The sequence below is a fragment of the Micromonospora ureilytica genome (assembly GCF_015751765.1).
Lineage (GTDB): Bacteria > Actinomycetota > Actinomycetes > Mycobacteriales > Micromonosporaceae > Micromonospora > Micromonospora ureilytica.
The window spans coordinates 120,280-143,242 of the sequence record NZ_JADOTX010000001.1; the positions used below are offsets into that span (position 1 = coordinate 120,280).

The following is a 22,963-nucleotide window of genomic DNA, read 5'->3' on the forward strand; positions in this document are numbered from 1 at the left end:
ATGCCTGTGAGCCATCACCGATGGCTCACAGGCATCACGACGCGTGGGTCAGTAGACCGACAGGTGTACGTGGTTGGTGTGGTCGGTCGACGGGGTGCCGTGCGCCCCGCTGTACGACTTCCACCCGCTGCTGGGCAGCCAGATCTGCTTGTACCAGATCACGTAGAGCACGGCGAGCCGGTCCGCGTTGCGGATGAAGTACGCGGCAAGGTTGTTGCCGTACGTCTTGTCGCCGCCGGTGGCGGCTCCACCGAAGCCGCTCTTCTGTGCGGCGAAGTCGCAGGCCCGACCCTTCGGGTGTTCACCGGAGCCGCTGGGGCGGTGGCACGAGACGTACCGGGTGAAGCCCGCGGCCTTGGCCTGGTTGAGGGCGTGCAGGGTGCGCGGGGTGATGCAGCCGTTGGCCGGCGTGGGGTCGTTGACGCTGCACGACTCGGAGGGCCAGGAGCCGTCGGAGTTGCGCGGTGCGGCCTTCGCGTTGGCGCTGGAGGTGCCCCGGTTGGAACCGGTGTCGGCGGTGGTCTGCGGCTTGGGTGCGGTGGCCACGGTCAGGGCCCGTTCGGCCTGATCCTTGCGCTTGGCCATCACCGCGACCTGCTTGCGTTGTTCGTTGATCTCGCCGTCCAGGGCGCCCCGGGTGCGGTTGGCCTGGTCCTTGCTCTTCAGCAGGTCGCCCAGCACCCTGTCCTCGTTGGCGGCCACCGCGTCCAGCGCGGCGGCCCGGTCCATGAAGCCTTCGGGAGTGTTGCTGTTGAGCAGCGCCGACATCGCGCCGAGCCGGCCGGTGCGGTACGCCACCCCGGCGATCTCGCCGACCTTGCTGCTGCGCTGGTCGATCTCGACCTCGATGGTCTTCAGCTGGGTGGCGAGTTGCTGTTGCCGTTGTACGGAGGTGTCCAGGGCGCGCTTCGCGTCCAGGTAGCCCTTGCTGGCCGCCTCGAGTTGGGCGCGCAACGCCGGGGTGCCGCCCTCCTCGTCGGAGTCGGGTGCGGCGGCCCGCGATCCGGTTGGGGGAGCGGCCGAGGCGGTGCCGGCCGGAAGCGCGACGCCGAGGGCGAACATCGCGACGATCAGGGCCGCCAGTCGGGCGGCGGGTGGTCGTGCTGGTGCCACTGAGCATGTCCTTCCGTCAGCCGCCGACCGGGTTAGCTGACGGGTTCGGGACGGAAGATCCCTACCGCTGACGCGGATGCACCCCAGAAACATGGTTCCCCGGTTCGCCCAGCTGGGCGATTAGGCGGCGACCACCACCGGCGCCGGGAGGGCGCCGCCTGGTGGAGGCCGGGACCGAGCCTACCGGTGCCGATGGGGCCGCTGCAGCCAATGTGACGGACGGTGCGTGCGTCATCACGGAAAATTACGGCGAAAGTCGAGCAATGTTCCGAAAAGCCCCGTCACCATTCGATGGAGCCACACGCTCCGGAGTCGGCGCCGGGCTCGATCTGCAGTGTCGCGTGCTCGATGCGGAAGTCGTCGTGCAGGGCCGTACGCGCTGCGGTGAGCACCGCGCCGACCTCCGCGCCGGGTGCCATGGTCAGGTGTGCGGAGGCCACATCCATGCCCGAGGTGAGCGTCCAGACGTGCAGGTCGTGCACCTCGACGACACCGGGGACCGCGGCCAGCCGGTCGTGCACGGCGGTCACCTGGAGGTGCTCAGGGGCGGCCTGCACCAGGATGCGGACGGCGGCGCGGGCCAGCCGCCAGGTGCGCGGCAGGATGAACACGCCGATGGCGACCGCGACCAGGGGGTCGGCCCACCACCAGTCGGTGACGGTGATGAGCAGTGCCGCGCCGATGACGCCGAGCGAGCCGAGCAGGTCGCCGAGGACCTCCAGGTAGGCGCCCTGGAGGTTGATGCTCTCCCGGGCCCCGGCGCGCAGCAGGGCGAAGGCGCCGATGTTCGCGAGCAGGCCGAGCACGGCCACCGCGAGCATCGGGCCGGCGATGACCTGGTGCGGATCGCCGAAACGGCGGATCGCCTCGATCACCACGTAGATCGCGACGCCGGAGAGCAGGACGGCGTTGGCCAGCGCGGCGAGCACCTCGAGTCGGTAGAGCCCGAAGGTGCGTTGCGGGTCGCCGGTGGCCCGCCGGGTCGCCGTGATCGCGGCGAGCGCCATCCCGATGCCGAGCACGTCGGTGAACATGTGCCCGGCGTCGGAGAGCAGGGCGAGCGAGCCGGTGTGCAGGGCGACCACCGCCTCGACCACCATCAGGGTGGCGAGCAGCCCGAATGCGGCCCAGAGTCGACCCCGGTGCTGGTGTGCGGCATTGGCGACGGACCCATGGTGGTGGTCATGACCTGCGCCCACGAGAACCACCTTCCGTCGCTGGCCGGGACCCGGTCAAATGTATGCTCACATCGCTATGTGTGCAAGTGTACGTGCAGCGCCTCTCGCCGACGGCGGTCCGCGCAGGTCAGCCGGTCGGGTCGATGGTGGTGAGCCGCTGGGTGGCCCGGGAGAGCGCCACGTACAGGGTGCGTACCCCGGCGCCCGGATCCGCCCGGATCTCGCTCGGGGCGACCAGCACCACCCCGTCGTACTCCATGCCCTTGGCCTCCAGGCTGGTCACCACCTGCAACCTCGGCGCGCCGAGCGCGCCGAGCCAACCGGCGACCTCGTCGCGGCGGGGGACCGGCGTGATCACCCCGACCGTGCCCTCCACCTCGGCCAGCAGGCCGGCGGCGGCCTCCACCGTCGCGGTCTCCAACCCGGTGGGGGGCACCACCAGCTCGACCGGTTCGACCCCGGTGGAGCGGACGGCTGTCGGCAGCGGCAGGTCGGGGTAGAGCCGACGGATCTCCGCCGCCGCCACCGCGAAGATCTCCGCCGAGTTGCGGTAGTTGGTGGTGAGCGTGAAGTCGTGTCGCTTACGCCGGCCCAGCGCCTGGTCCCGGGCTCGGTTCAGCTCCTCCGGATCGCCGGTCCAGGCGGTCTGCGCGGGGTCGCCCACCACGGTCCAGGAGGCCAGTCGGCCGCGCCGACCGATCATCCGCCACTGCATCGGCGAGACGTCCTGCGCCTCGTCCACCACCACGTGCGCGTACTCCCGGTAGTCCTCCGGGCGCTCCCGGGCCGCCGCGCGGGCGGCCCGCTGCCGTTCGCCGAGGGTGCTCAACTCGCGGACGCCACCGGCGAGCTGGAACGGATCGCGTCGCGCGCGAGCCGGCTGCGCGGGCTTACCGAGCAGCGCGTCCAACTCGTCCAACAGCGCCACGTCGGCGATGGTCAGCCCGGCCGAGTCCAGGTTCCGGTACGCGGCGTTGAGCAGCCGGATCTCCGCCGAGGAGAGGATTCCCCCGGCGTACCTGCGCAGCCGATCCGGCTGCGCCAGCCAGCCGAGCACGTGCCGGGGGTGCAGCCGAGGCCACCACGCCTTGAGGAACTCCCGGAACTCCGACCGCTCGGCGATCTCCGCCTCGAAGGCGGGCTGCTCCGGCAGCCGACCGCTGCTCAGCTCGCGGGCCTGCGCCCAGAGCGCTGCGAACACCCCGTCGAAACCGGCCCGGCGCACCTCGTTGCGCCGCGCGCCGCGTTGCAGCGCGCGATCCCGGATCCGGTCCAGCGCGGCCCGGTCCAGTCGCAGCAGAGTGCCCCGGTAGAGCAGCCGTAGCTCACCCGGGCCGCCCGGCACCGCGTCGCGGGCCGCCCGCTCCAGCACCCGGCGCATCCGCAGCGAGCCCTTCACCGCCGCCACTTCGGGCGGGTCGGGGCGGGTCGCTGTCATCCCCGGAAAGAGGGTGCCCAGCGAGTGCAGGGTCGCGGTGTCCTCACCGAGCGACGGCAGCACGGAACCGATGTACTCGACGAAGACCGACGACGGGCCGACCACCAGGATGCCGCCGCCGGCGTAGCGGCTGCGGTCGGAATAGAGCAGGAACGCCGCCCGGTGCAGGGCGACAGCGGTCTTGCCGGTGCCGGGGCCGCCCGCGACGATCGTCACCCCGGAGCCGGGCGAGCGGATCGCCTCGTCCTGCTCCCGCTGGATGGTCGCCACGATGTCGCGCATACCCCGGCCGGTGGCCTTGGACAGGGTGGCCAGCAGCGCGCCGTCACCGACGACTGTCATCCCCTCCGGGGCGGCCGTCGGGTCCAGCAGGTCGTCCTCGATCCGGGTGACCCGCTCGGCGCGGGACTGGATGGTGCGGCGCCGCACCACGTCCAGCGGCTGCGCCGGGGTGGCCTGGTAGAAGGCGGCGGCGGCCGGCGCGCGCCAGTCGACGACAAGCGTGACGGCGTTCTCGTCGCGGATCCCCAGCCGCCCGACGTGCAGCACCTGACGGTCGCGCAGGTCCAGCCGGCCGAAGACCAGCCCCTCGTGCTCGGCGTCCAGGGTGTGCCGCCGCTGCGCTGCGTGGAAGACCATCGCGTCGCGCTCGACCAGCGCGCCGTGCGTGCCCACCCGCGCCATCCGGTAGCCGTCACGCTCGGCGCGGACGGCCGACTGCCGCAGCTCGGCCAGTCGGGCGTACACCCGGTCGAGGTGTCGTTGCTCGACGGCGATCTCCTGCTCCAGGCCGGTCTGGTCGGTCAACGCACGCTCCTTCAGAGGTCGCCGGCAGGCGGCGGGAACCGCGCGGGCCAACCGAGAAGAGTACGGCCCTGGGCCCGACCCGCCGCGCCCGAGGTGCGGGAACGTGCTCACGCACCCGTTTCGGCGGTGATCGCGTGCGGCGCTTCGGTGAGCACCCGGCGCAGAACCCCGGTGAGCGCCGCGTTGACCTCGTCCGGGCGTTCCATCATCAGCATGTGCCCGGCACCTGGGCAGACGGTCAGCTCGGTGGCCGGCAGAGCGGCCGCGATCGACTCGGCGCACGGCGGTGGGGTCAGCCGGTCCCGGTCGCCGACCAGGGCGGCGGCCGGCAGGTGGGCCAACGCGGCGAGGGTGTCCAGTCGGTGCTGGGTGCCGATGGAGGCCCGGAACCCGCCGATCGAGCGCAGCGAGGCCCGAGCCACCGCCGACGTCACCAGGCGGATGTCGGCCGGCTCGCAGCTGTCACCGAAGAGCATCCACCGGATGCTCGGTTGCAGCGCGTTCAGCAGTGCCCGGGGCGCCCGCCACGAGCCACACCGGGCCAGCACGCCGGCGCCTGTCGTCTCGGCCAGCCGGATCAACCGGGCGATCCGTGGCGAGAGCCCGTAGACGGTGTGCGTGTGTCCCTCGGCGGTGGTCGAGACGAAGACCAGGCCGGCGGTACGGGCGGCGAAGTGCGTGGGGTGGCGGTGGGCGTACTCCATGATCGTCATGCCGCCCATCGAGTGCCCGACAAGCACCACCGGGCCGGTCGGCGCCACGGCGTCGATCACCGCGGCCAGGTCGTCACCCAACTGGGCCACTGTCGCCGTGGGCAGCGCCATGCAGCTGGACCGGCCGTGCCCCCGAGCGTCGTACGCGACCACCCGCACCGCACCACCGAACGGGGCCGCGGTGAGTGCGTCGACCTGCCGGTGCCAGGCGCGCCCGTCCAGCGTCCAGCCGTGCAGCAGGATGACGGTGACCTGGGCGTCCGTCGGGCCCGTCGCCTCGACGTTGAGCCGTACGCCGTCCGGCAGACCGACCTCGAACCGCTCCGGCATCGCCACCTCCCCAGGGCCGACCCAGCACCACCAGCACCTCCGATACCCGGCGGTAACACACCGGCTACCCGCCACGACACCACGCCAATCGCACCGTGGCGAAGATTCCCGACCTCGCCCGTGCTGGACGGCGGCGGGCCAAGCTGAACGGCATGGGGTCGTCGGGGGCGCCCATGGGCGCGACGTCGGGGCAGGGGCGGCAGGCCGGCGGTACGCCGCGCGCCGCGCTGGCCGATCTGCTCGCCGGCAATCGGCGGTTCGTCAGCGGTCAGCCGGTGCACGGACACGACGTCACGGCCGCCGCGGCGGCGGCCTCCGGCGACCAGCAGCCGTACGCCGTGGTGCTCGGCTGCATCGACTCCCGGGTGCCGCTGGAGGCGATCTTCGACCAGACCTTCGGTGCGATCTGCGTGATCCGTACCGGGGGGCACGTGCTCGATCGCGCGGTCTGCGGCTCGATCGAGTACGTGGTCGGCCAGCTCGGCGTACCGCTGGTGATGGTCCTCGGCCACGAGCGGTGCGGCGCGGTGGAGGCCACGGTGGAGGCGCTGCGCACCGGGCAGCGTCCCGGGGGGTCTCTGGCGTACCTGGTGGACGAGATCGCCCCGGCGGTCACCGAGGCGGGGATCGACGATCCGGCGGTGCGGCCGCTGGCGATCCGCCGACACGTCCGGCGCACGGTGCGCACCCTGCGCGAGGACGACCTGCTGGCCGGGCCGGTAGCCGCCGGCCGGGTGGCAGTGGTCGGCGGCCTCTACGACCTGGCCACCGGCGAGGTCGCCCTGCTCGATCCAGGCTGACCCAACCGTGGACGTACGAAACCGCCCGCCGGGAGTTCCCGACGGGCGGTTTCGGTTGGTGCGGTGGGGGAGGGCTCAGCCCTCGAAGACGCCGGCCGCGACCAGGCGCTTCTCGGTGGCCTCCCAGCCGTCACCCGGGTGGGTGGCAGCCAGGTTGTTGATCTCCGCCCGGATCTTGGCGGCGTGGCCGGCGGTGGCCAGCACGCGGATCTCCTCGACGAAGGCGTCGGAGTCCGTGCGCAGGTGCGCGGTCTTGCCGTTGGTCAGGTTCCGCACGTAGGCGTGCTTGCCGCCGTTGAGCGGGATGAGGTACTTGAACTCGCCCAGCACGCTGAGGGCGCCACCCTGGCCAGCCTGGCCGGCCCGGACGGACGCGCGCGCGGTCTTAGAGGTGTTGCTCGCCACGGAGGTACTCCTTGCAAGACGTACGGGAGGACTGGACGTCCGGGGGCTGTGTGCGGGTCGTACGTGACTCGGCCCGCGAAGGTGTAACGCGGCATAAGCCGCCGGTGGAACTGTACAGGACCACGACATCATGCTGGTCGTCGCGGTGTCCTGAGAGGCAACGGCGACCACCCGTCCGGCTATTCCACCCGGCGTTTTTTCCGATTCCCTGGCGCACCACGCGTCACAGGAGTCATCATGTGTTGCAGCAGCCACCTGGGTGGACGAGGTCGTAGGGGAAGACGCACCTCGCTCTCCCGGGAGGTCACCGTGCCAACGCGTGGCGTCGTATACGTCCACTCGACCCCGCTCGCCGTGTGCTCGCACGTCGAGTGGGCGATCGCGCGCGTCCTAGCCGCGCCGGTCAACCTGCAGTGGACGGCTCAGCCCGTCGACCCCGGCGCACGCCGGGCCGAGTGCGGGTGGACCGGTCGTCCGGGGACGGGCGCCGAGCTGGCTGTTGCCCTACGGCAGTGGCCCATGATCCGTTTCGAGGTCACCGAGGAACCGAGTCCCAATGCCGACGGTGAGCGCTTCATGTACGTGCCGGCTCGTGGCCTGTTCCGGGCGACGGTCGGCGTGGCCGGCGACATCCAGCTCGGCGAGGACCGCCTTCGGGCGCTGATGGCGGCCTCCCGGGCCCCGGAGGCGTTGGCGCACGCCCTCGACAAGGCGCTCGGCACGGCGTGGGACGCTGACCTGGAGCCCTACCGGTATGCCGGCGACGGTGCCCCGGTGACCTTGCTCACTCGGGTCGGCTGACCCCGACGGTCCGCGAGGCGGCGACGTGCACGCGCGCCGCCGGTGCGGCGGGCGGGCGGTAAGGTCAAGTTGCCCCGATAAGGGGGAACTGGTGGGATGGGCGGCGTGTCGAATCGCCCGTGGCGCGCCCGTGTCGCTGTCGCCACCCTGACCGCCCTGCTCCTCTCCGGCTGCTCGGGCGGGTCACCCCGACCCACCCCGACGCCCAGCCCGGCCGCCTCGTCCGCCGGCCCGAGCGCCCCGGCCGCGCCGCCGGCCGGCGACCCCGCCGGCCGCGCCGCCGCGCTGGTGGCGACGCTGTCCGACGAAGACCTGGTCGGCCAGGTGCTGATGCCGTACGCCTACGGCGACTCGGCGACGAAGGTCTCCGCCGGCTCGGCGGCCGGTAACCAGGCCCTCGCCGGGGTCGACACCCCCGCCGACATGATCGCCAAGTACCGACTGGGTGGCCTGATCCTGGTCGGCTTCAGCGCCGACGACCCGACAAAGGGCAACCAGGAGACCACGAACGTCGACAATCCCAAGCAGGTGCACGAGCTCACCACCGGGCTGCGTGCGGCCGCCGGCCGGCTCACCGCCGGCCCCGCGCCGCTGCTGATCGGCACCGACCAGGAGTACGGCGTCGTCACCCGGGTCAGCGACGGGGTCACCGTGCTGCCCAGCGCCCTCGCGGCCGGCGCGGCCGGTGACACGAAGCTCACCGAGGCCGCCTGGCGGGCCGCCGGCACCGAGTTGGCCGCGATGGGCATCAACATCGACTTCGCCCCGGTGGCCGACGTGCTGGCCACCCGCAGCACAGTGATCGGCTCCCGGTCGTACGGCGCCGACCCGAAGCAGGCCGCCGCGCAGGTCGGCGGCGCGGTCCGTGGCCTCCAGGCGGCCGGGGTCGCGGCCACCCTGAAGCACTTCCCCGGGCACGGCCACAGCGCCGACGACTCGCACCAGGACCTTCCGGTGCTCACCCAGTCCGCCGCGGCGTTGCAGAGCGGCGCGTGGCCGCCGTTCACCGCCGGTATGGACGCGGGCGCCATGGCCGTGATGTCCGGTCACCTGGACGCGCGCGCGATCGACCCGGGGACCCCGGCGACGTTCTCGCACAAGCTGCTCACCGACGTGCTGCGCGGCCAACTCGGCTTCAAGGGCGTGGTGATCACCGATGGCATGAACATGCCGCCCGCGAAGCGTTGGGCTCCCGGCGAGGCGGCGGTCCGGGCGCTCAATGCCGGTAACGACCTCATCCTGATGACCCCGAACGTCGGTCAGGCGTACGACGGTCTGCTCGCCGCGCTGCGCGGCGGATCGCTGCCCCGGACCCGGCTGGTCGAGGCGGTTACCCGGGTGCTGACCATGAAGTTCCAGCTCGCGGACCTGCCGGCGGCGCAGATGTCCACGCTCAACATCCCGGCGCACCGGGCGGCGGCCGACGCGCTGGCCGCCGCCGCCGTCACCGTGCTGCGGGGCGCCTGCGGCAAAGCGGTACGCGGGCCGGTCACCGTCACCTCGTCCGGCGGTCGGGACGGCACCCGGGCCACTCTCACCGCCGCGTTGACCGCCGCCGGGGTGCAGGTCAAGCCCAGCGGCGGCACGATCGTGCACCTGGTGGGCTACGGCGACGGCGCCAAGGACCTGAGCCCGGACGCGGCGGTCACGGTCGCCATGGACACCCCGTACGTGCTGGCCGACGCCAAGTCACCGACGCTGCTGGCCACGTACTCCTCCAGCCGGGCGTCGATGACCGCCCTGGCGGCCGTGCTCGCCGGCAAGGCCCAGCCGGGCGGCCGGTCACCGGTGGCCGTCCCCGGACTGCCCGCGACGACCTGTCGCACCTGACCAGCCGGGCGCGGCCGGATCAGCGCCCCTCACTCGCCCTTCGCGAGCCCTCGCACGGAAATCGGGTCGCCCCGCCCCCGGCCGGTCTGACAGCCTCCACCCATGGGAGCGGCAGAAGGATTCCGGCACGTGCAACGGGCCGACGGCACTGTGGTGATCACCCACCACGGACGGGTCGCCGGCACACTGCGTGGCGCTCGGGCCGCGGAGTTCCTCGCCGAGGTCGACGACGACCCGCAGTTGGTGATGGCCCGCTGGACCGGCAACTACCGCCACGGCAACGAGCGCACCGCGAAGCAGCACCCCCGCAACCGGGGCTGAACGACACAAGGGCCCCTCCTCGACGAGGAGAGGCCCTTGCGCGGGATATCTCAGGGTCGGGCGAAGACGAGAGCCACGTTGTGGCCGCCGAAGCCGAACGCGTTGTTCAACGCGGCCGGGATGTCCATGTGGCGGGCCTTGTGCGCGGCGACATCCAGGGTGAGGCCTGGCTCCGGGTCGTCAAGGTTGATCGTCGGAGGGACGACACTGTCGCGGATCGCCAGGATGGTGGCGATCGACTCCAGCGCGCCGGCCGCACCGAGCAGGTGACCGGTCATCGACTTCGTCGCGGACAGCACCGGGTGGTCGCCGAGCGCCTTGTGCAGCCCGCCGATCTCCAGCATGTCCCCGACCGGGGTCGAGGTGGCGTGCGCATTGACGTGCACGATGTCGCGCTTGGCGATGTCCGCGTCGGCGATCGCCTTGGCGATGGCCCGGATGGCGCCCTCGCCCTCGGCGTGCGGCTGCACGATGTCGTACGCGTCGGAGGTGATGCCGGCGCCGGCGAGACGCGCGTACACCCGGGCGCCCCGGGCCGCGGCGTGCTCGGCCCGCTCCAGCACCACGATGCCGGCGCCCTCGCCGAGGACGAAGCCGTCCCGGCCCCGGTCCCACGGGCGGGAGGCCCGCTCCGGGTCGTCGTTACGTGTCGACATGGCGCGCATCGAGCTGAAGCCGGCGATCGGCAGCGGGTGGATGACCGCCTCGGTGCCGCCGGCCACCACCACGTCGGCCCGGCCGGAGCGGATGATGTCCAGCCCGAGGGCGATCGCCTCGGCGCCGGTGGCGCAGGCGCTGGCCACCGAGTGCACGCCGGCCTTGGCGCCCAGCTCCAGCCCGACCCAGGCGGCCGGACCGTTCGGCATCAGCATCGGGATGGTGTGCGGAGAGACCCGCCGTGGCCCGGACGCCTCCAGGATGTCGTCCTGGGCGAGCAGGGTGGTGGCACCGCCGATGCCGGAGCCGACGCTGACGGCCAACCGCTCCCCGTCGAGGTCGGAGCCGGCAAGGCCGGCGTCCGCCCAGGCCTGCTGCGCCGCGATGATCGCGATCGCCTCGGAACGGTCCAGGCGGCGCAGGCGGACCCGGTCCAGCACCTCGGACGGCTCCACGGCCAACTGGGCGGCGATCCGGACCGGCAGTTGCGCGGCCCACTCCTGGGTGAGGGCACTCACCCCGGAGCGGCCGGCGAGCATTGCGTCCCAGGTCGACGCGACGTCCCCGCCAAGCGGGGTCGTCGCGCCGAGCCCGGTGACGACGACGTCAGGACGAGTCATGATCAGGACTGCGCCGCGATGTAGCTGACAGCGTCGCCGACGGTCTTGAGGTTCTGCACCTCGTTGTCCGGGATCTTGACGCCGAACTTCTCCTCGGCCGCGACCACTACCTCAACCATGGAGAGCGAGTCGACGTCGAGGTCGTCGGTGAAGGACTTCCCCTCGGCCACGTCGTCCGGGTTCACTCCGGCAACCTCTTCGAGGATCTCGGCGAGGCCGGTGGTGATCTCGTCACGGGTCATTGCGGTTGGTTCCTTTCATCGGGGTTCTCCGGCGGCCGGCGTCGCCGACCGCCACTCCTCGACGCGTACGCGCCCGAGGGGGTCATCAGGGGCAGCGGACGACCTGACCGGCGTAGGTCAGGCCACCGCCGAAGCCGAACAGCAGCACCGGCGCGCCCGAGGGCACCTCCCGGCGCTCGACCAGCTTGGACAGGGCCAGCGGCACGCTCGCCGCGGAGGTGTTGCCGGACTCGACGATGTCCTTCGCGATGATCGCGTTGGGGATGTTGAGCCGCTTGGCGATGCCGTCGATGATCCGGGCGTTGGCCTGGTGCGGCACGAACGCGGCCAGCTCCGACGGGTCGACCCCGGCCCGCTCGCAGGCCTGTAGCGCGAGCGGTGCGATAGCGGTGGTGGCCCAGCGGAACACCGCCTGCCCCTCCTGCTGGATGTACGGGCGCCAACCCTCGATGCGCACCGCGTCGCTCTTGTCCGGCACCGAACCCCAGACGACCGGGCCGATCCCGGTCGGCTCGTCGTCGGTGGTGGCGGAGACCACCGCGGCACCGGCTCCGTCCGCGAAGATGATGCAGGTGGAGCGGTCGGTCCAGTCGGTGAAGTCGGACAGCTTCTCCGCGCCGATGACTATCGCGTTGCGCGACGCCCCGGCCCGGATGGCGTGGTCGACGGTGCCCAACGCGTACGCGAAGCCCGAGCAGGCGGTGTTGAGGTCGAACGCGCCGGGGGCGGTGATGCCCAGCTTGGCGGCGACCCGGCAGGCCACGTTGGGGCTGCGGTCGATGGAGGAGCAGGTGGCGACCACGACCAGGTCGATGTCGGCGGCGGTCAGGCCCGAGTTGGCCAGCGCCTTGCCGGCGGCCGCGGCGGCCATGTCGGCGACCGTCTCGGTGTCGGCGATCCGCCGGCTGACGATGCCGACCCGGTCGCGGATCCACTCGTCGTTGGTGTCGACGAGCTGGGCGATGTCGTCGTTGGTCACCACCCGGGAGGGCTGGTAGTGCCCCATCGAAACGATGCGACTGCCAGTCATGAACGACCTCCGATACGGGCGATCAGGTCCCGTGCGGCCGGCAGGTCGTCCGGGGTGTTGAGGGTGACGATCTCCGGGGCGCCGTCGCCCTTGAGTTCCCGCTTGACCAGGCCGGCGAGGGTGCCGGCCGGGGGCAGCTCGATCACGCCGGTGACCCCGAGGTCGGCCAGCGTACGCATGCACAGATCCCAGCGCACCGGCGCGGTGACCTGGCGGACGAGGCGCTGCACCATGGCCGCGCCGTCGTCGACAGCGGTGCCGTCGAGGTTCGACAGCAGGGTCCTGGTCGGGTCGGCGGGGGTGATCCCGGCGGCCTCCGCGGCGAGCGCGGTCTCGGCCGGAGCCATGTACGGGGTGTGGAACGCGCCGGCCACCTGGAGTCGGATGATCCGGGTCCGGGCGGGCGGCGCGGCGGCGAGCTTGTCGAGCCCGTCCAGGGCGCCCGCGGCGACGATCTGCCCGGCGCCGTTGCGGTTGGCGGGGTAGAGCCCGTTCGCCTCGATCGCGGCGATCACCTCGTCGGGGTCACCGCCGAGCACCGCGGCCATCCCGGTCGGCTCCAGCGCGCACGCGGCGGCCATCTCCCGGCCGCGTACGCCGGCCAGGGTGATCGCGGCGTCGGCCGACAGCACACCGGCCAGGGCGGCGGCGCCCAACTCGCCGACGCTGTGGCCGGCGGTGAGAGCGACGTCGTCCAGCGGCAGGTGCTCGGCCGCGAGCAACGCCGCGGCCACCAGCAGCGGCTGGGTGCGTGCGGTGTCCTTGATCTCGTCGGCGTCGGCGGCGGTGCCCAGGTGCAGCAGGTCGACCCCGGCCAACGCCGACCACTCGCGCAGTCGCGCCTCGGTGCCGGTCAGGTCGAGCCAGGGGGTCAGGAAGCCGGGTTTCTGAGAACCCTGGCCGGGACTAAGTACGGCGAGCACGCCTATGACTCTCCCGGATACGGGCGGGTAACGCGGTGCCGCCTTCGACCAAACCGCACTAGGACCTTTGGAGGTTTCCTACAAAGATCGGCGGGGATCATCCTCAGTTTGGGCGGATTTCCGAGCGGCCGGGGTGATTGTCTGAGTCGGGACCGGCGAGGTCAGCGGGGCAACCGGATCCAATCGACCCACTGTCAGCGCGACCTGAAGGGCGAACGCGTCGCGCGGAGACAGCGGCGAGAACCCGGTCACCTCGGCGATTCGGCGCAACCGGTAACGCACCGTGTTCGGGTGCACGAACAGTGCCCGAGCCGCGCTCTCCAGCGTGCCACCGGCGGCCAGGAAGGCGTCCAGGGTCGCCAGCAGCTCCCCGCCGGCGCGCACCAGCGTCGCGTACACGTCATGGCGTAACCGCCGACGGGCCTCCGCGTCACCGGCGAGGGCCCGCTCCGGCAGCAGATCCGCGGCCGGTACCGGCCGGGGCGCGCTGGGCCAGGCCGGGGCGGCCCGAAAGCCGGACAGCGCGGCCCGCGCCGACTCGGTCGCCTCGTCCAGGCTCGGCACGGCGGGACCGACCACCACCGGGCCGTCCCCGAACGCGCTCAACAGCTTCGCGGTGGCGGTCAGTGGGTCCGGTGCGCCGCCCAGCACGATCACCAGCCGGTCGCCGTGAACGCCGCCGATCACCTCCACACCGATCCGGCGGGCCTGCCGGTAGACCACGTGCAGCACCGCCGAGACCTCGCCGCCGGGCGACCGACCGACCGCCACCGCCACCGGCGGCGCGTCCGTCCAGCCGAGCGCGGCGGCCCGACTGGCCAGGACGTCCGGCGAGTCACCGCGCAACAACGCGTCGACCAGCAGCGCCTGCAACCGGGCGTCCCAGGCGCCGCGCGACTCGGCGGCCCGCGCGTACACCCGGGCGGCGGCGAACGCGATCTCCCGGGAGAAGCGCAGCACCGCCTCGCGCAGCTGCTGCTCCTCGCCCTCGGCGGCCAGGTGCGACACCTGCTCCTCGACCACGTCGATCGTCACCTTGATCAACGCCACGGTCTGCTGGAGGGTGATCGACCGGGCCAGTGCCTGCGGGGCGGCGTCGAAGACCTCGTCCGAGACCTCCTGGGTGCTGTCCGCAGTGCCGCCGCCCTCGCGCAGCCACTGCACCAGCGACCTCGCGCCCGCCTGCGCGACAAGCATCACCCAGGAGCGCTGGTCGGCCGGCAGCGCCCGGAACCAGGGCAGCGTCTCGTCCATCCGGGCCACGCTGGAGGTGGCCAACGCCCCCGCCGATCGTTCGATCCGGCGCAGCGTGGCCGACAACTTCCCACCGCCCGGCGTGCTCACCGCCCTAGCCTGACACGTCGTGAGCAGGCCAACCACGTCGGCACCGGTCCGCCGGCCGCCGTCCACGCGCCCAACGGGCCGGTCTCACGGCTGCGGGGGAGGGGGCAGGCCCACCTCCTGGGCCAGGATCGCGGCCTGCACCCGGCTACGCAGGTCCAGCTTCGCGAGGATCCGGCTCACATGGGTCTTGGCGGTGCTCTCCGCCAGCACCAGCCGATCGGCGATCTGCTGGTTGGACAGGCCCAACCCGAGGCACGCCAGCACGTCACGCTCGCGCGGGGTGAGGGTGTCCAGCGCGGCCCGGGCGTCCGCCGACGCGCCCGGCGCGGTGGCCGCGAACGCGGTGATCAGCCGGCGGGTCACAGTGGGCGCGATGAACCCGTCCCCCCGCGCCACCGTCCGCACCGCGCTGACCAGACCGTCGGCGTCGGTGTCCTTGAGCAGGAACCCGGCCGCGCCGGCCCGCAACGCCCCGAAGACGTACTCGTCCAGGTCGAAGGTGGTGAGCACCAGCACGTCGGCGAGCTCGTCGGTGACGATCGCCCGGGTCGCGGAGATCCCGTCCCGGCGGGGCATCCGCACGTCCAACACCGCCACGTCGGGGCGCAACTCCCGGCACAGGTGCACCGCGGCGTCCCCGTCGGCCGCCTCGCCTACCACCTCGACACCCGGTGAGCCGTTCAGGATCAGGGCCAGCCCGGCCCGTACCGCCGGCTGGTCGTCGGCGAGCACCACCCGTACCGTCGCCGCGCCCGCGTCGCCCGGTGGCCGCGCCGCCCCGGTCACCCGCCCTCCCCGGTGGGCAGGGCCGCCCGCACCTGCCAGCGACCGTCGCGCGGCCCGGCGGTGAACCGGCCGGCCAGCAGCGTGGCCCGCTCCCGCATGCCGATCAACCCGGCCCCGGCGCCCGGCAGCCCGGCCTCGCCCCGGCGCACCGGGTTCTCCACCGTCAGCACCACCTCGGCCGGCCGGTACGCGATCGTCAACTCCGCCTCACCCGTGCCGTGCTTGAGCGCGTTGGTCAGCGACTCCTGCACGATCCGGTACGCGGCGAGGTCCACCCCCACCGGCAACGCGCCGGGCGTGCCATCGGTCCGGACCCGCACCGCGAGACCGGCCGCCCGGACCCGCTCGACCAGTCCGTCCGCCTCGGACAGCCGCGCGGTGACCACCTCCGGCGTACCCGGCTCGCCAGCGGTCCCGGGCTCGCGCAGCACCTCGATCATCTGACGCATCTCGGCCAGCCCCTGCACGCTGCTCTCCCGGATCACCCGCAACGCCGACTCCACCTGACCGCGATCCAACCCGGGTACGGAGAGCACGGCGGTGGCGTGGATGGCCACCGCGCTGAGGTGGTTCGCGACCACGTCGTGCAACTCCCGGGCCATCCGGGCCCGTTCGGCGCTGACCGCCTGCCGACGGTCCAACTCGACCAGCCGGGCGGTCTGCTCGGCCCGCGCCCGCTCGGCGGCGGCCTGGTCGCGGTACTGCCGCACACTGATGCCGGTCAGAACCGGCAGCACCCCGGCGAGCACCACCAGCACGCCGAACGCAGCCCCGCGCCAGTGGCCGTACCCGACCACGCCGGCGGTCACCCCGAGCAGGCTCAGCGCCACGGTGATGCGCAGCAACCACCGCCACAGCCGGGGCGGGCCGTACACGCAGGCGTCATAGAGCACCTGCGTGTAGACCAGGACCGTGCCCAGCGAACTGCCCAGCACCGCGTCCACCACCAGCGCTGCGGTCCCCACGGCCAGGCTGGCGCGCGGTGCGACCCGCCGAAGGCCGACGGCGACGCACACCGCCACCAACGGCGGCAGGAACAACGCCGACGGCACCTGCGCGTGCGGACGGACCTGCGGTTGCCAACCCAGGGCGTACAGCACCAGGCCACCGGCCAGCGACGCGCCGGCCAGCACGAGGTCACGGCCGAGGGTGCCGGAGTCGAGCCACGGTGGCGCACGCATGCCCCGATCCCACCACAACCGTCGCCCGCCGAACTCCGACCGGGGGAGGACCTCGGCAGCACCGCCATGCGCCGAAAGGGGTACGCGAACCCTCTCCGGCCGCCGGTGCGCCTCAGCCGTGACGCGGCGGGTGAACGGTGTGGGAAGAAGCTGTGAACTGCGCTACCGGGTCCCGCGCTCACCAGCGTCTTCGAGGACCTGCCGGTCCGGACCCCGGGTACGCTGCGCGCGGCCCGTCGGTCCCGGCCAGTACGGTGACAGGGCACCTCGGGGGGAGCATCCGAGAATGAGGCGAGCGTGAGGAGACCGGGAATGGCGCACGGGGAGGCCGAACACGGCTGCGCCCAGGGCGAGCCCTGCCGGCCGGGGCACCACGACCCGCAGGCGGCTGGCAAGCACCGCCGGGCGGTCGGTGGCGCGCCAGCGCACCCGGTGGAGCCGCTCGCCGGCCGGGCCGATGATGACGTCCCGCTTCCGCGCCAGCGCTCCGGCGAGCCCAACACCCTCGCCGAGCCCGACTCCGACGTTCCCGCTGGTTGCCTCAGCGAACTTCCCGGCTGGGCCGGGGCGCATCGGCACGGCCCAGTTCGGCCGCGGCCACGGGCCACCCGCCGGGAGCGCCCACCGCGCCGCTGGTGCTGATCACCGCCGACGCACTCACTGATCAGTGCGTGCGTCAGCTCAGTGCACGCGCCAGCTCAGCGCGTGCGGCGGCGGATCAGTAGGGCGATCCCGGCGAGGCCGACAGTGATGGTCAGCATCACGCCGACGTTGAGCAACAGCAGGCGTTGCAGGTCGCCGAGCGCCTCGTCGAGGTCCTTCGCCGGGTCGAGCGTGTCCTCCGGGAGCACCCGCTCGCCGCCGCCCGCGCCGCCGCTGACAGTGTCGAACTGCCGCTCCAGCGGCACACCTGCGGTGCGCAGGGTCTCGGACATGCTGAGCCGACCCAGGAACCAGCCGGCGCTGGTCTTGCGGCCGTCCGGCTGCTTGGCCGGCCGGTAGACGCGAGGGCCACCGACCGCCTTGGGATAGAGGTCGTACGTCTGCTTCGGCGTCTCGCCGGCGAGCACCACGACCGTGTACTTCGGACCGAGGCTGGCCGCCTTCGGACCGGTCGGCATGCCGGTGCGACCAAGGAAGTTGACCTGGTCGATGACCGCGCCCACGAGGGCGGGCTCCGTGTCCTCGTGCATCCGCACCGGCGCGGACAGCCCCGTGCCGGTGATGTCCACTCCGGCGGGTGGAGGCTTCGGTGCCGCCGAGGCCGAGCCGGCGGTGCCAAGCGACAGCAGCGCCGCCGCCAGCGTGCCCGCCAACACGGTGGCCAACCGCCTCATGTGTCGGACCATCCCGCCTCCTCGCCCCGTTCGATGGATGGCTTCGTCGTGACGTCCGGACCGACCTGCCCGGTGTGGCATCGACCAGATGGTCGCGTCCACTCCTACAGACTCCGCAGAACGTCGATGAGTTGCAGCTTTTGGAACAGTATTTGGAACTATCTGCGATCTCTGCTCGACTAGTGAGGAGCCGTTTGATCAGCGGGCGGATCGTACCCTTACGGAGGGGTTCATGGGGGGCAGGGTTACACGTACGGTGCGGGTCATGCCAGTGGTGCTCGGCGTGGCGTTCGGTGTGTCGTTTCTGGTGCCGGCGACACCGGCCGCCGCCCACAACGAGCTGACCGGCAGCAACCCGCGCGACGGCGCCCGCGTGGCGACGGCACCCGCCCGGGTCGAGCTGCGGTTCCTCGCCAAGCCGTCGCCGACTACGACGAAGATCACAATAACCGGACCGGACAATGTGGTCGCCGGCGGGACTCCCGCCTTCGACGGCAGTCGGGTGCGGGTGCCGTTCAAGCCGGCCGCCGCGGGGCTCTACGTCGTCGGCTACCAGCTCGCGTCGTCCGACGGGCATCCGGTGAAGGGCGAGGTGCGCTTCACCCTCACGACCGGCACCGCCGCCGACCCGTCCGCCTCGCCGTCGGCCGCCGTCAGCTCGCCCACCGTCGGGCCCTCGTCGGCGTCGACCGGCAGCCCGACGGTGTCCGCTGTGCCGGCGGCCGGGGAGCAGTCCGACTCGGGCGGCCGCTTGTGGTTCTGGGCGCTGGGCGGCCTGGTGCTGCTCGCTGCCCTCGCGGCCGGCCTCGTGTTCCGCCGCCGGCGGCGGGTCGGGTGATCCTCTGCTACCCCCACCGCTCCCGGTGGTTCAGGTGCGCGAGCCATCCTTTGCTCTGCACCCGCGGATGCGACGGCTACGGTCTGTGACCGGTGCCTATTGGGGTGCAGAGCAAAGGCAGCGCGATGCCAGCGACCCGCCCGTGGCGGGCCAGCGAGCGACAGTCAGACCAGGCGCAGGCGGGCGGCGCGGATCCGGGTCAGGCTGCGCTCGCGACCGAGCACCTCCAGCGACTCGAACAGCGGCAGACCCACGGTGCGGCCGGTGACAGCGACCCGCACCGGCGCCTGCGTCTTGCCGAGCTTGAGGCCCCGCTCGGCGCCGACCGCCTCCAGCGTCGACTTCAGTGACTCGGCATCCCAGGACTCCAGCGCCTCGAACGCCGCGACGGCGTCGTCCAGCAGCTCGGCGGAGCCGTCCTTCATCGTCTTGGTCCAGGCGGCCTCGTCGATCAGCGGCGAGGCCAGGAAGAGGAAGTCGACGTTCGGCACGATCTCGCTGAGCACCGCGATCCGCGTCTGGGCCAGCGGCGCCACGGCGGCGAACGCGTCGGCGTCGAACTCCTCCGGCTGCCACGGCGGTGGCGCGATCGTCTCGGTGCCGGTCAGCCACGGCTGGCAGGCGTCGATGAACTCGGCCACCGGCAGCGCGCGAATGTACTCACCGTTGAACGCGCGCAGCTTCTTCTCGTCGAAGAACGCCGAGGACAGGTTGACCTCGTCCAACCGGAACTCGTCCTCGATGACCGACCAGGGCACGATCTCCCGGTCGCCGGAGGGCGCCCAGCCGAGCAGCATGAGGTAGTTGCGCATCGCCCCGGCGAGGTAACCCTCGTCGCGGTACGCCTCCAGGGCGACCTTGTCCCGGCGCTTGGAGAGCTTCTGCCGCTTCTCGTTGACCACCACCGGCACGTGCGCCCAAATCGGCGGCTTGACCCCGAGGGCCTCCCAGAGCAGCTGCTGCTTGGGGGTGTTGGGCAGGTGCTCCTCGGCCCGGATCACGTGGGTGATCCCCATGGTCATGTCGTCGACGACGTTGGCCAGCAGGAACACCGGCGAGCCGTCGCCCCGGGCGATGACGAAGTCCTCGATGAGCTTGTTCTCGAAGGTGGGCTCACCGCGGATCAGGTCGACCACCACTGTCGTGCCCTCGTCCGGCGTACGGAAGCGCAGCGCACGCCCCTCACCCGGGCCGAGGCCGAGGTCGCGGTGGTAGCCGTCGTAGCCCTGGTACTGCGAGCCGGTGCGGGCCTGCACGTCCTCACGGGTGCAGTCGCAGTAGTAGGCGCGGCCCGACTCGTACAGGCGCGCGGCGGCGGCCCGGTGCTCGCCGGCGTTCGCCGACTGGAAGTACGGGCCCTCGTAGCTGCCCCGGGAGATCCCGATCCAGTCCAGCGCGGAGAGGATGCCCTCGGTCCACTCGGGCTTGTTGCGCGCCGCGTCGGTGTCCTCGATACGCAGCACGAACACGCCGCCCTGCTGCTTGGCGTAGATCCAGTTCTGCAGCGCCGAGCGGGCGCCGCCGACGTGGAACATACCGGTCGGGGAAGGGGCGAAGCGCACACGTACTGTCACGTCCCCCAGCCTACGGCGGTACGCGACTGCTTTCCGCCACCGCCCCCTGGCTCACGGCACCGAGCGGATCTTCACGACCAGGGCGCTGCCGAGCAGGGTGACCACGGCGGTGACCGCGTAGAGCGTGGGATAGCCGCCCAGGTACACCACGAGCGGGGCGGAGAGCGCCGGGCCGAGCACCTGCGGCGCCGAGTTGGCGATGTTGATGATGCCCAGGTCCTTGGCCCGGTCAGTGGCCCGGGGCAACACCTGGGTGATCAACGCGGCGTCCACCGCGAGGTAGACGCCGTAGCCGGCGCCGAGCAGCAGCGCCGCGACGATGGCCATCGGCCAGACCGGCGCGACAGCGAGCAGCAGCGCCGCCACCGCCATGATCAGCCCGGAGACGATCACGTAGATCTTGCGGCGGCCGGAGCGGTCGGACAGCCGTCCGGCGACCACGGCGGTCAGCATCATCCCGAGCGTGTAGAGCAGGATCAGCACCAGCAGGCCGCCCTCGGGGTCGGGGTGGCGCACCCCGTCGCTGAGGAAGTACAGCAGGTAGAGGGTGCCCAGGGCGTTGCCCAACTGGACCAGGAACCGGGTGATCCAGGCCCAGGCGAAATCCGGGTGCCGGCGGGGGCTGATCCACATCGAGGCCAGCAGCGCCCGCGTCCGGACCACCGGCCGATGCGTACGCGGCAGCGGTTCGTCGGGGGTGAGCAGCGCGAACGGCAGCGACAGCAGCAGGATGGCCACGGCGATGGCCAGATAGCCGGCGGCGTTGCCGGTGACCACGGCGGTGACCAGCACCGCGCCGAGCACCAGTCCGAGCGCCTGCGGGATGCCCACCCAGCCCGAGACGCCGCCGCGCTGGGTCACCGGGACCCGGTCCGGGACGGCGGCGCTGAGGCTGGCCAGCATCGCGTTGAAGCAGACCTGCGCGGCCACCCAGCCGAGGGCGACCCCGAGGATGGTCCGTTGCTGGGCCAGCAGCACCAGGGCCGCCGCGCCGAGCACGGCCCCGCCCGCCGTCCACACGTGCCGTCGACCGAACTCGCGGCCGGCGATGCGCAGGCAGGTCCGGTCGGAGAGCGCGCCCGCTAGGGGGTTGGCCAGCACTGCGGCCAGCGCGCCGAGGCCGGTGACCACGGCCAGCATGTTCTCCTTGTCTCCAGGCGCGATCTGCTCGATCTGCTGCGGCAGCAGCACCTGGATGGGCGTGAAGAACGCCATCCAGACACCGAGGTTGGCCGCGAAGATCAGGCCGATCCAGCCGCGCCGCACCGGCACCGTCGGCTCGGCGAGCGCCGCCGGCAGCGACGCCGGCGTCGGGTCGAGGGTGGTCACCGCGCCGACCCCAGCCGGTTGGCCGCGATCACGTCGCGCAACCAGGTGTACGACGACTTCGGCGTACGGGTCTGGGTGGCGTAGTCGACGTGCACCAGACCGAAGCGCTTGGTGAACCCCTCGGCCCACTCCCAGTTGTCCAGCAACGACCAGACGAAGTACCCGCGGACGTCCACCCCGTCGTCGATGGCGGCCCGGACCGCGCGCAGGTGCCCGTCGAGGTACGCGATCCGCTCCGGATCGGCGACCTGCCCGTCGGCGTCGGGCGCGTCGTCGTACGCGCAGCCGCTCTCGGTGATCTCGATGGGCGGCAGCGCGTCCCCGTACGTGTCGCGCAGCCAGCCGAGCAGCTCGCGCAGCCCGTCGGGGGCCACCGGCCAGTCGAAGGCGGTACGCGGGTAGCCGTCCAGCGGTACGAGGTCGAACGGCAGGCGTGAGCCCTCCTCGGCCGCCCGTATGCCGGTGGGGTTGTAGTAGTTGACCCCGAGCACGTCGATCGGCGCGGCGATCGTGTCGAGGTCGCCGGGGTGGATGACGCTGGGGTCGAAGCCGGGCAGCTCCGGGTAGCCGCGGCCGAGCAGCGGGTCGGTGAAGAGCCGGTTGTGCAGCGTCTCGTACGCCGCCCCGGCGGCCCGGTCGGCGTCGCGGTCGCCGAGCACCCGCACCGGCGAGTAGTTGTTGGCGATCGCCACCGGGCTGGCGGTGTGGGCCCGCAGCGCGGCGACCGCGAGCCCGTGCCCGAGCAGTTGGTGGTGGGCGACCGGGAAGGCGTCGAACAGCAGCGTCCGGCCGGGGGCGTGCTCGCCCATGCCGTAGCCGAGGCTCATGTGGATGAACGGCTCGTTCAGGGTGATCCAGAGCCGGACCCGGTCGCCGAGCCGGGCGGCGGTCTTCTCGGCGTACTCGGCGAACCGGGCGGCGGTGTCGCGGTGCAGCCAGCCGCCGGCGTCCTCCAGGGGTTGCGGCAGGTCCCAGTGGTAGAGGGTGGCCACCGGGTCGACGCCGGCGGTCAGCAACTCGTCCACCAGGCGATCGTAGAAGTCCAGGCCGGCCGCGTTGGCCGGGCCGGCGCCGGTGGGCTGGATCCGAGGCCAGGCGATGGAGAACCGGTACGCGGAGACGCCCAGGCCGGCCAGCAGAGCCACGTCCTCGGTGTGCCGGTGGTAGTGGTCGCAGGCCACCGCGCCGCTGCTGCCGTCGCTGATCCGCCCGGGGGAGTGCGCGAAGGTGTCCCAGATGGAGGGACCTCGACCGTCGGCAGTGGTGGCGCCCTCGATCTGGTGGGCCGATGTGGAGACGCCCCAGCGGAAGCCGGTGGGGAACTGGGGCATCGGTGCTGTCGACATGCGCCCTCCCGGTCAACGTG

21 protein-coding genes, 1 pseudogene and 1 riboswitch are annotated in these 22,963 nt (G+C 72.6%); of the genes and pseudogenes, 6 read left to right on the top strand and 16 right to left on the bottom strand.

The window, feature by feature from the left end:
* Nucleotides 1–48: 48 nt before the first annotated feature.
* The 4 genes from IW248_RS00610 to IW248_RS00625 form a co-directional block, all read right to left on the bottom strand.
* Nucleotides 49–1,113: a coiled-coil domain-containing protein gene (locus tag IW248_RS00610; RefSeq protein WP_372431633.1), complete on the bottom strand. Its 1,065-nt coding sequence runs from the start codon at nt 1,111–1,113 to the stop codon at nt 49–51.
* Between the two features lie 5 nt (nt 1,114–1,118).
* Nucleotides 1,119–1,250: riboswitch (cyclic di-AMP (ydaO/yuaA leader) on the bottom strand.
* Nucleotides 1,251–1,394: 144 nt separating this feature from the next.
* On the bottom strand, nt 1,395–2,312 hold the full coding sequence (locus tag IW248_RS00615) for a cation diffusion facilitator family transporter (protein WP_196925221.1): 918 nt from the start codon (nt 2,310–2,312) through the stop codon (nt 1,395–1,397).
* 106 nt (nt 2,313–2,418) lie between these two features.
* A complete protein-coding gene (locus IW248_RS00620; RefSeq protein ID WP_196925222.1) occupies nt 2,419–4,536 on the bottom strand; it encodes a HelD family protein in 2,118 nt (705 codons plus the stop codon).
* Between the two features lie 107 nt (nt 4,537–4,643).
* A complete protein-coding gene (locus tag IW248_RS00625) occupies nt 4,644–5,579 on the bottom strand; it encodes an alpha/beta fold hydrolase (RefSeq protein WP_196925223.1) in 936 nt (311 codons plus the stop codon).
* 173 nt (nt 5,580–5,752) lie between these two features.
* On the opposite strand from IW248_RS00625, the gene IW248_RS00630 reads away from it, so the two are divergent.
* Nucleotides 5,753–6,379, top strand: a complete 627-nt coding sequence (locus IW248_RS00630) for a carbonic anhydrase (protein WP_124820309.1) — start codon at nt 5,753–5,755, stop codon at nt 6,377–6,379.
* A gap of 75 nt (nt 6,380–6,454) precedes the next feature.
* Here IW248_RS00630 and IW248_RS00635 read toward each other — a convergent pair whose 3' ends face one another.
* Entirely contained in the window at nt 6,455–6,784 is a 330-nt protein-coding gene (locus tag IW248_RS00635) for a hypothetical protein (RefSeq protein ID WP_196925224.1), read from the bottom strand.
* A gap of 309 nt (nt 6,785–7,093) precedes the next feature.
* Between IW248_RS00635 and IW248_RS00640 the strand changes: the two genes are divergently transcribed.
* From IW248_RS00640 to IW248_RS00650, 3 genes are all read left to right on the top strand, one after another.
* Nucleotides 7,094–7,585 (top strand): DUF3145 domain-containing protein, encoded by a 492-nt coding sequence (locus IW248_RS00640; RefSeq protein ID WP_124820305.1) that lies wholly within the window; start codon nt 7,094–7,096, stop codon nt 7,583–7,585.
* Nucleotides 7,586–7,681: 96 nt separating this feature from the next.
* Nucleotides 7,682–9,415 carry a glycoside hydrolase family 3 protein gene (locus IW248_RS00645; protein WP_196925225.1) on the top strand — a complete coding sequence of 578 codons (1,734 nt, stop codon included), beginning with the start codon at nt 7,682–7,684 and terminating at the stop codon, nt 9,413–9,415.
* A gap of 102 nt (nt 9,416–9,517) precedes the next feature.
* The gene (locus IW248_RS00650; RefSeq protein WP_030488757.1) at nt 9,518–9,736 is read left to right on the top strand and encodes a hypothetical protein; all 219 of its coding nucleotides are present in this window, start codon (nt 9,518–9,520) and stop codon (nt 9,734–9,736) included.
* 50 nt (nt 9,737–9,786) lie between these two features.
* Here the strand turns inward: IW248_RS00650 and fabF are convergent, their stop codons facing one another.
* The 7 genes and pseudogenes from fabF to IW248_RS00685 all read right to left on the bottom strand — a co-directional run bounded on the left by fabF (nt 9,787) and on the right by IW248_RS00685 (nt 16,519).
* On the bottom strand, nt 9,787–11,013 hold the full coding sequence (fabF, locus tag IW248_RS00655; protein ID WP_124817184.1) for a beta-ketoacyl-ACP synthase II: 1,227 nt from the start codon (nt 11,011–11,013) through the stop codon (nt 9,787–9,789).
* Nucleotides 11,014–11,015: 2 nt separating this feature from the next.
* Complete coding sequence (locus IW248_RS00660; protein ID WP_030330276.1) at nt 11,016–11,255, bottom strand: acyl carrier protein; 240 nt, start codon at nt 11,253–11,255, stop codon at nt 11,016–11,018.
* 85 nt (nt 11,256–11,340) lie between these two features.
* Nucleotides 11,341–12,285, bottom strand: coding sequence for a beta-ketoacyl-ACP synthase III (locus IW248_RS00665; protein ID WP_124817182.1), 945 nt, complete (start codon nt 12,283–12,285; stop codon nt 11,341–11,343).
* 5 nt (nt 12,286–12,290) lie between these two features.
* Nucleotides 12,291–13,208: pseudogene (locus IW248_RS00670) on the bottom strand (ACP S-malonyltransferase); the annotation flags it as partial.
* A 78-nt stretch (nt 13,209–13,286) separates the two neighbouring features.
* Nucleotides 13,287–14,618: a PucR family transcriptional regulator gene (locus tag IW248_RS00675; protein WP_307787597.1), complete on the bottom strand. Its 1,332-nt coding sequence runs from the start codon at nt 14,616–14,618 to the stop codon at nt 13,287–13,289.
* Nucleotides 14,619–14,636: 18 nt separating this feature from the next.
* Nucleotides 14,637–15,338: a response regulator gene (locus IW248_RS00680; RefSeq protein WP_196925227.1), complete on the bottom strand. Its 702-nt coding sequence runs from the start codon at nt 15,336–15,338 to the stop codon at nt 14,637–14,639.
* On the bottom strand, nt 15,335–16,519 hold the full coding sequence (locus IW248_RS00685) for a sensor histidine kinase (RefSeq protein ID WP_196925228.1): 1,185 nt from the start codon (nt 16,517–16,519) through the stop codon (nt 15,335–15,337). The genes IW248_RS00680 and IW248_RS00685 overlap by 4 nt, the downstream gene beginning before the upstream one ends.
* A 312-nt stretch (nt 16,520–16,831) precedes the next feature.
* Between IW248_RS00685 and IW248_RS00690 the strand changes: the two genes are divergently transcribed.
* Complete coding sequence (locus tag IW248_RS00690; RefSeq protein WP_124823068.1) at nt 16,832–17,161, top strand: hypothetical protein; 330 nt, start codon at nt 16,832–16,834, stop codon at nt 17,159–17,161.
* A 56-nt stretch (nt 17,162–17,217) separates the two neighbouring features.
* Here the strand turns inward: IW248_RS00690 and IW248_RS00695 are convergent, their stop codons facing one another.
* The gene (locus IW248_RS00695) at nt 17,218–17,868 is read right to left on the bottom strand and encodes a hypothetical protein (RefSeq protein ID WP_124823069.1); all 651 of its coding nucleotides are present in this window, start codon (nt 17,866–17,868) and stop codon (nt 17,218–17,220) included.
* A 253-nt stretch (nt 17,869–18,121) separates the two neighbouring features.
* On the opposite strand from IW248_RS00695, the gene IW248_RS00700 reads away from it, so the two are divergent.
* Nucleotides 18,122–18,694 (top strand): copper resistance CopC family protein, encoded by a 573-nt coding sequence (locus tag IW248_RS00700; RefSeq protein ID WP_231396124.1) that lies wholly within the window; start codon nt 18,122–18,124, stop codon nt 18,692–18,694.
* Between the two features lie 164 nt (nt 18,695–18,858).
* Here IW248_RS00700 and gltX read toward each other — a convergent pair whose 3' ends face one another.
* The 3 genes from gltX to IW248_RS00715 are packed head-to-tail and all read right to left on the bottom strand — an operon-like array spanning nt 18,859 to nt 22,943.
* Complete coding sequence (gene gltX / locus IW248_RS00705; protein WP_307787598.1) at nt 18,859–20,268, bottom strand: glutamate--tRNA ligase; 1,410 nt, start codon at nt 20,266–20,268, stop codon at nt 18,859–18,861.
* Nucleotides 20,269–20,319: 51 nt separating this feature from the next.
* Nucleotides 20,320–21,597: an MFS transporter gene (locus tag IW248_RS00710; RefSeq protein ID WP_196925229.1), complete on the bottom strand. Its 1,278-nt coding sequence runs from the start codon at nt 21,595–21,597 to the stop codon at nt 20,320–20,322.
* Complete coding sequence (locus IW248_RS00715; protein WP_196925230.1) at nt 21,594–22,943, bottom strand: GH1 family beta-glucosidase; 1,350 nt, start codon at nt 22,941–22,943, stop codon at nt 21,594–21,596. The genes IW248_RS00710 and IW248_RS00715 overlap by 4 nt, the downstream gene beginning before the upstream one ends.
* Between the last annotated feature and the right edge of the window lie 20 nt (nt 22,944–22,963).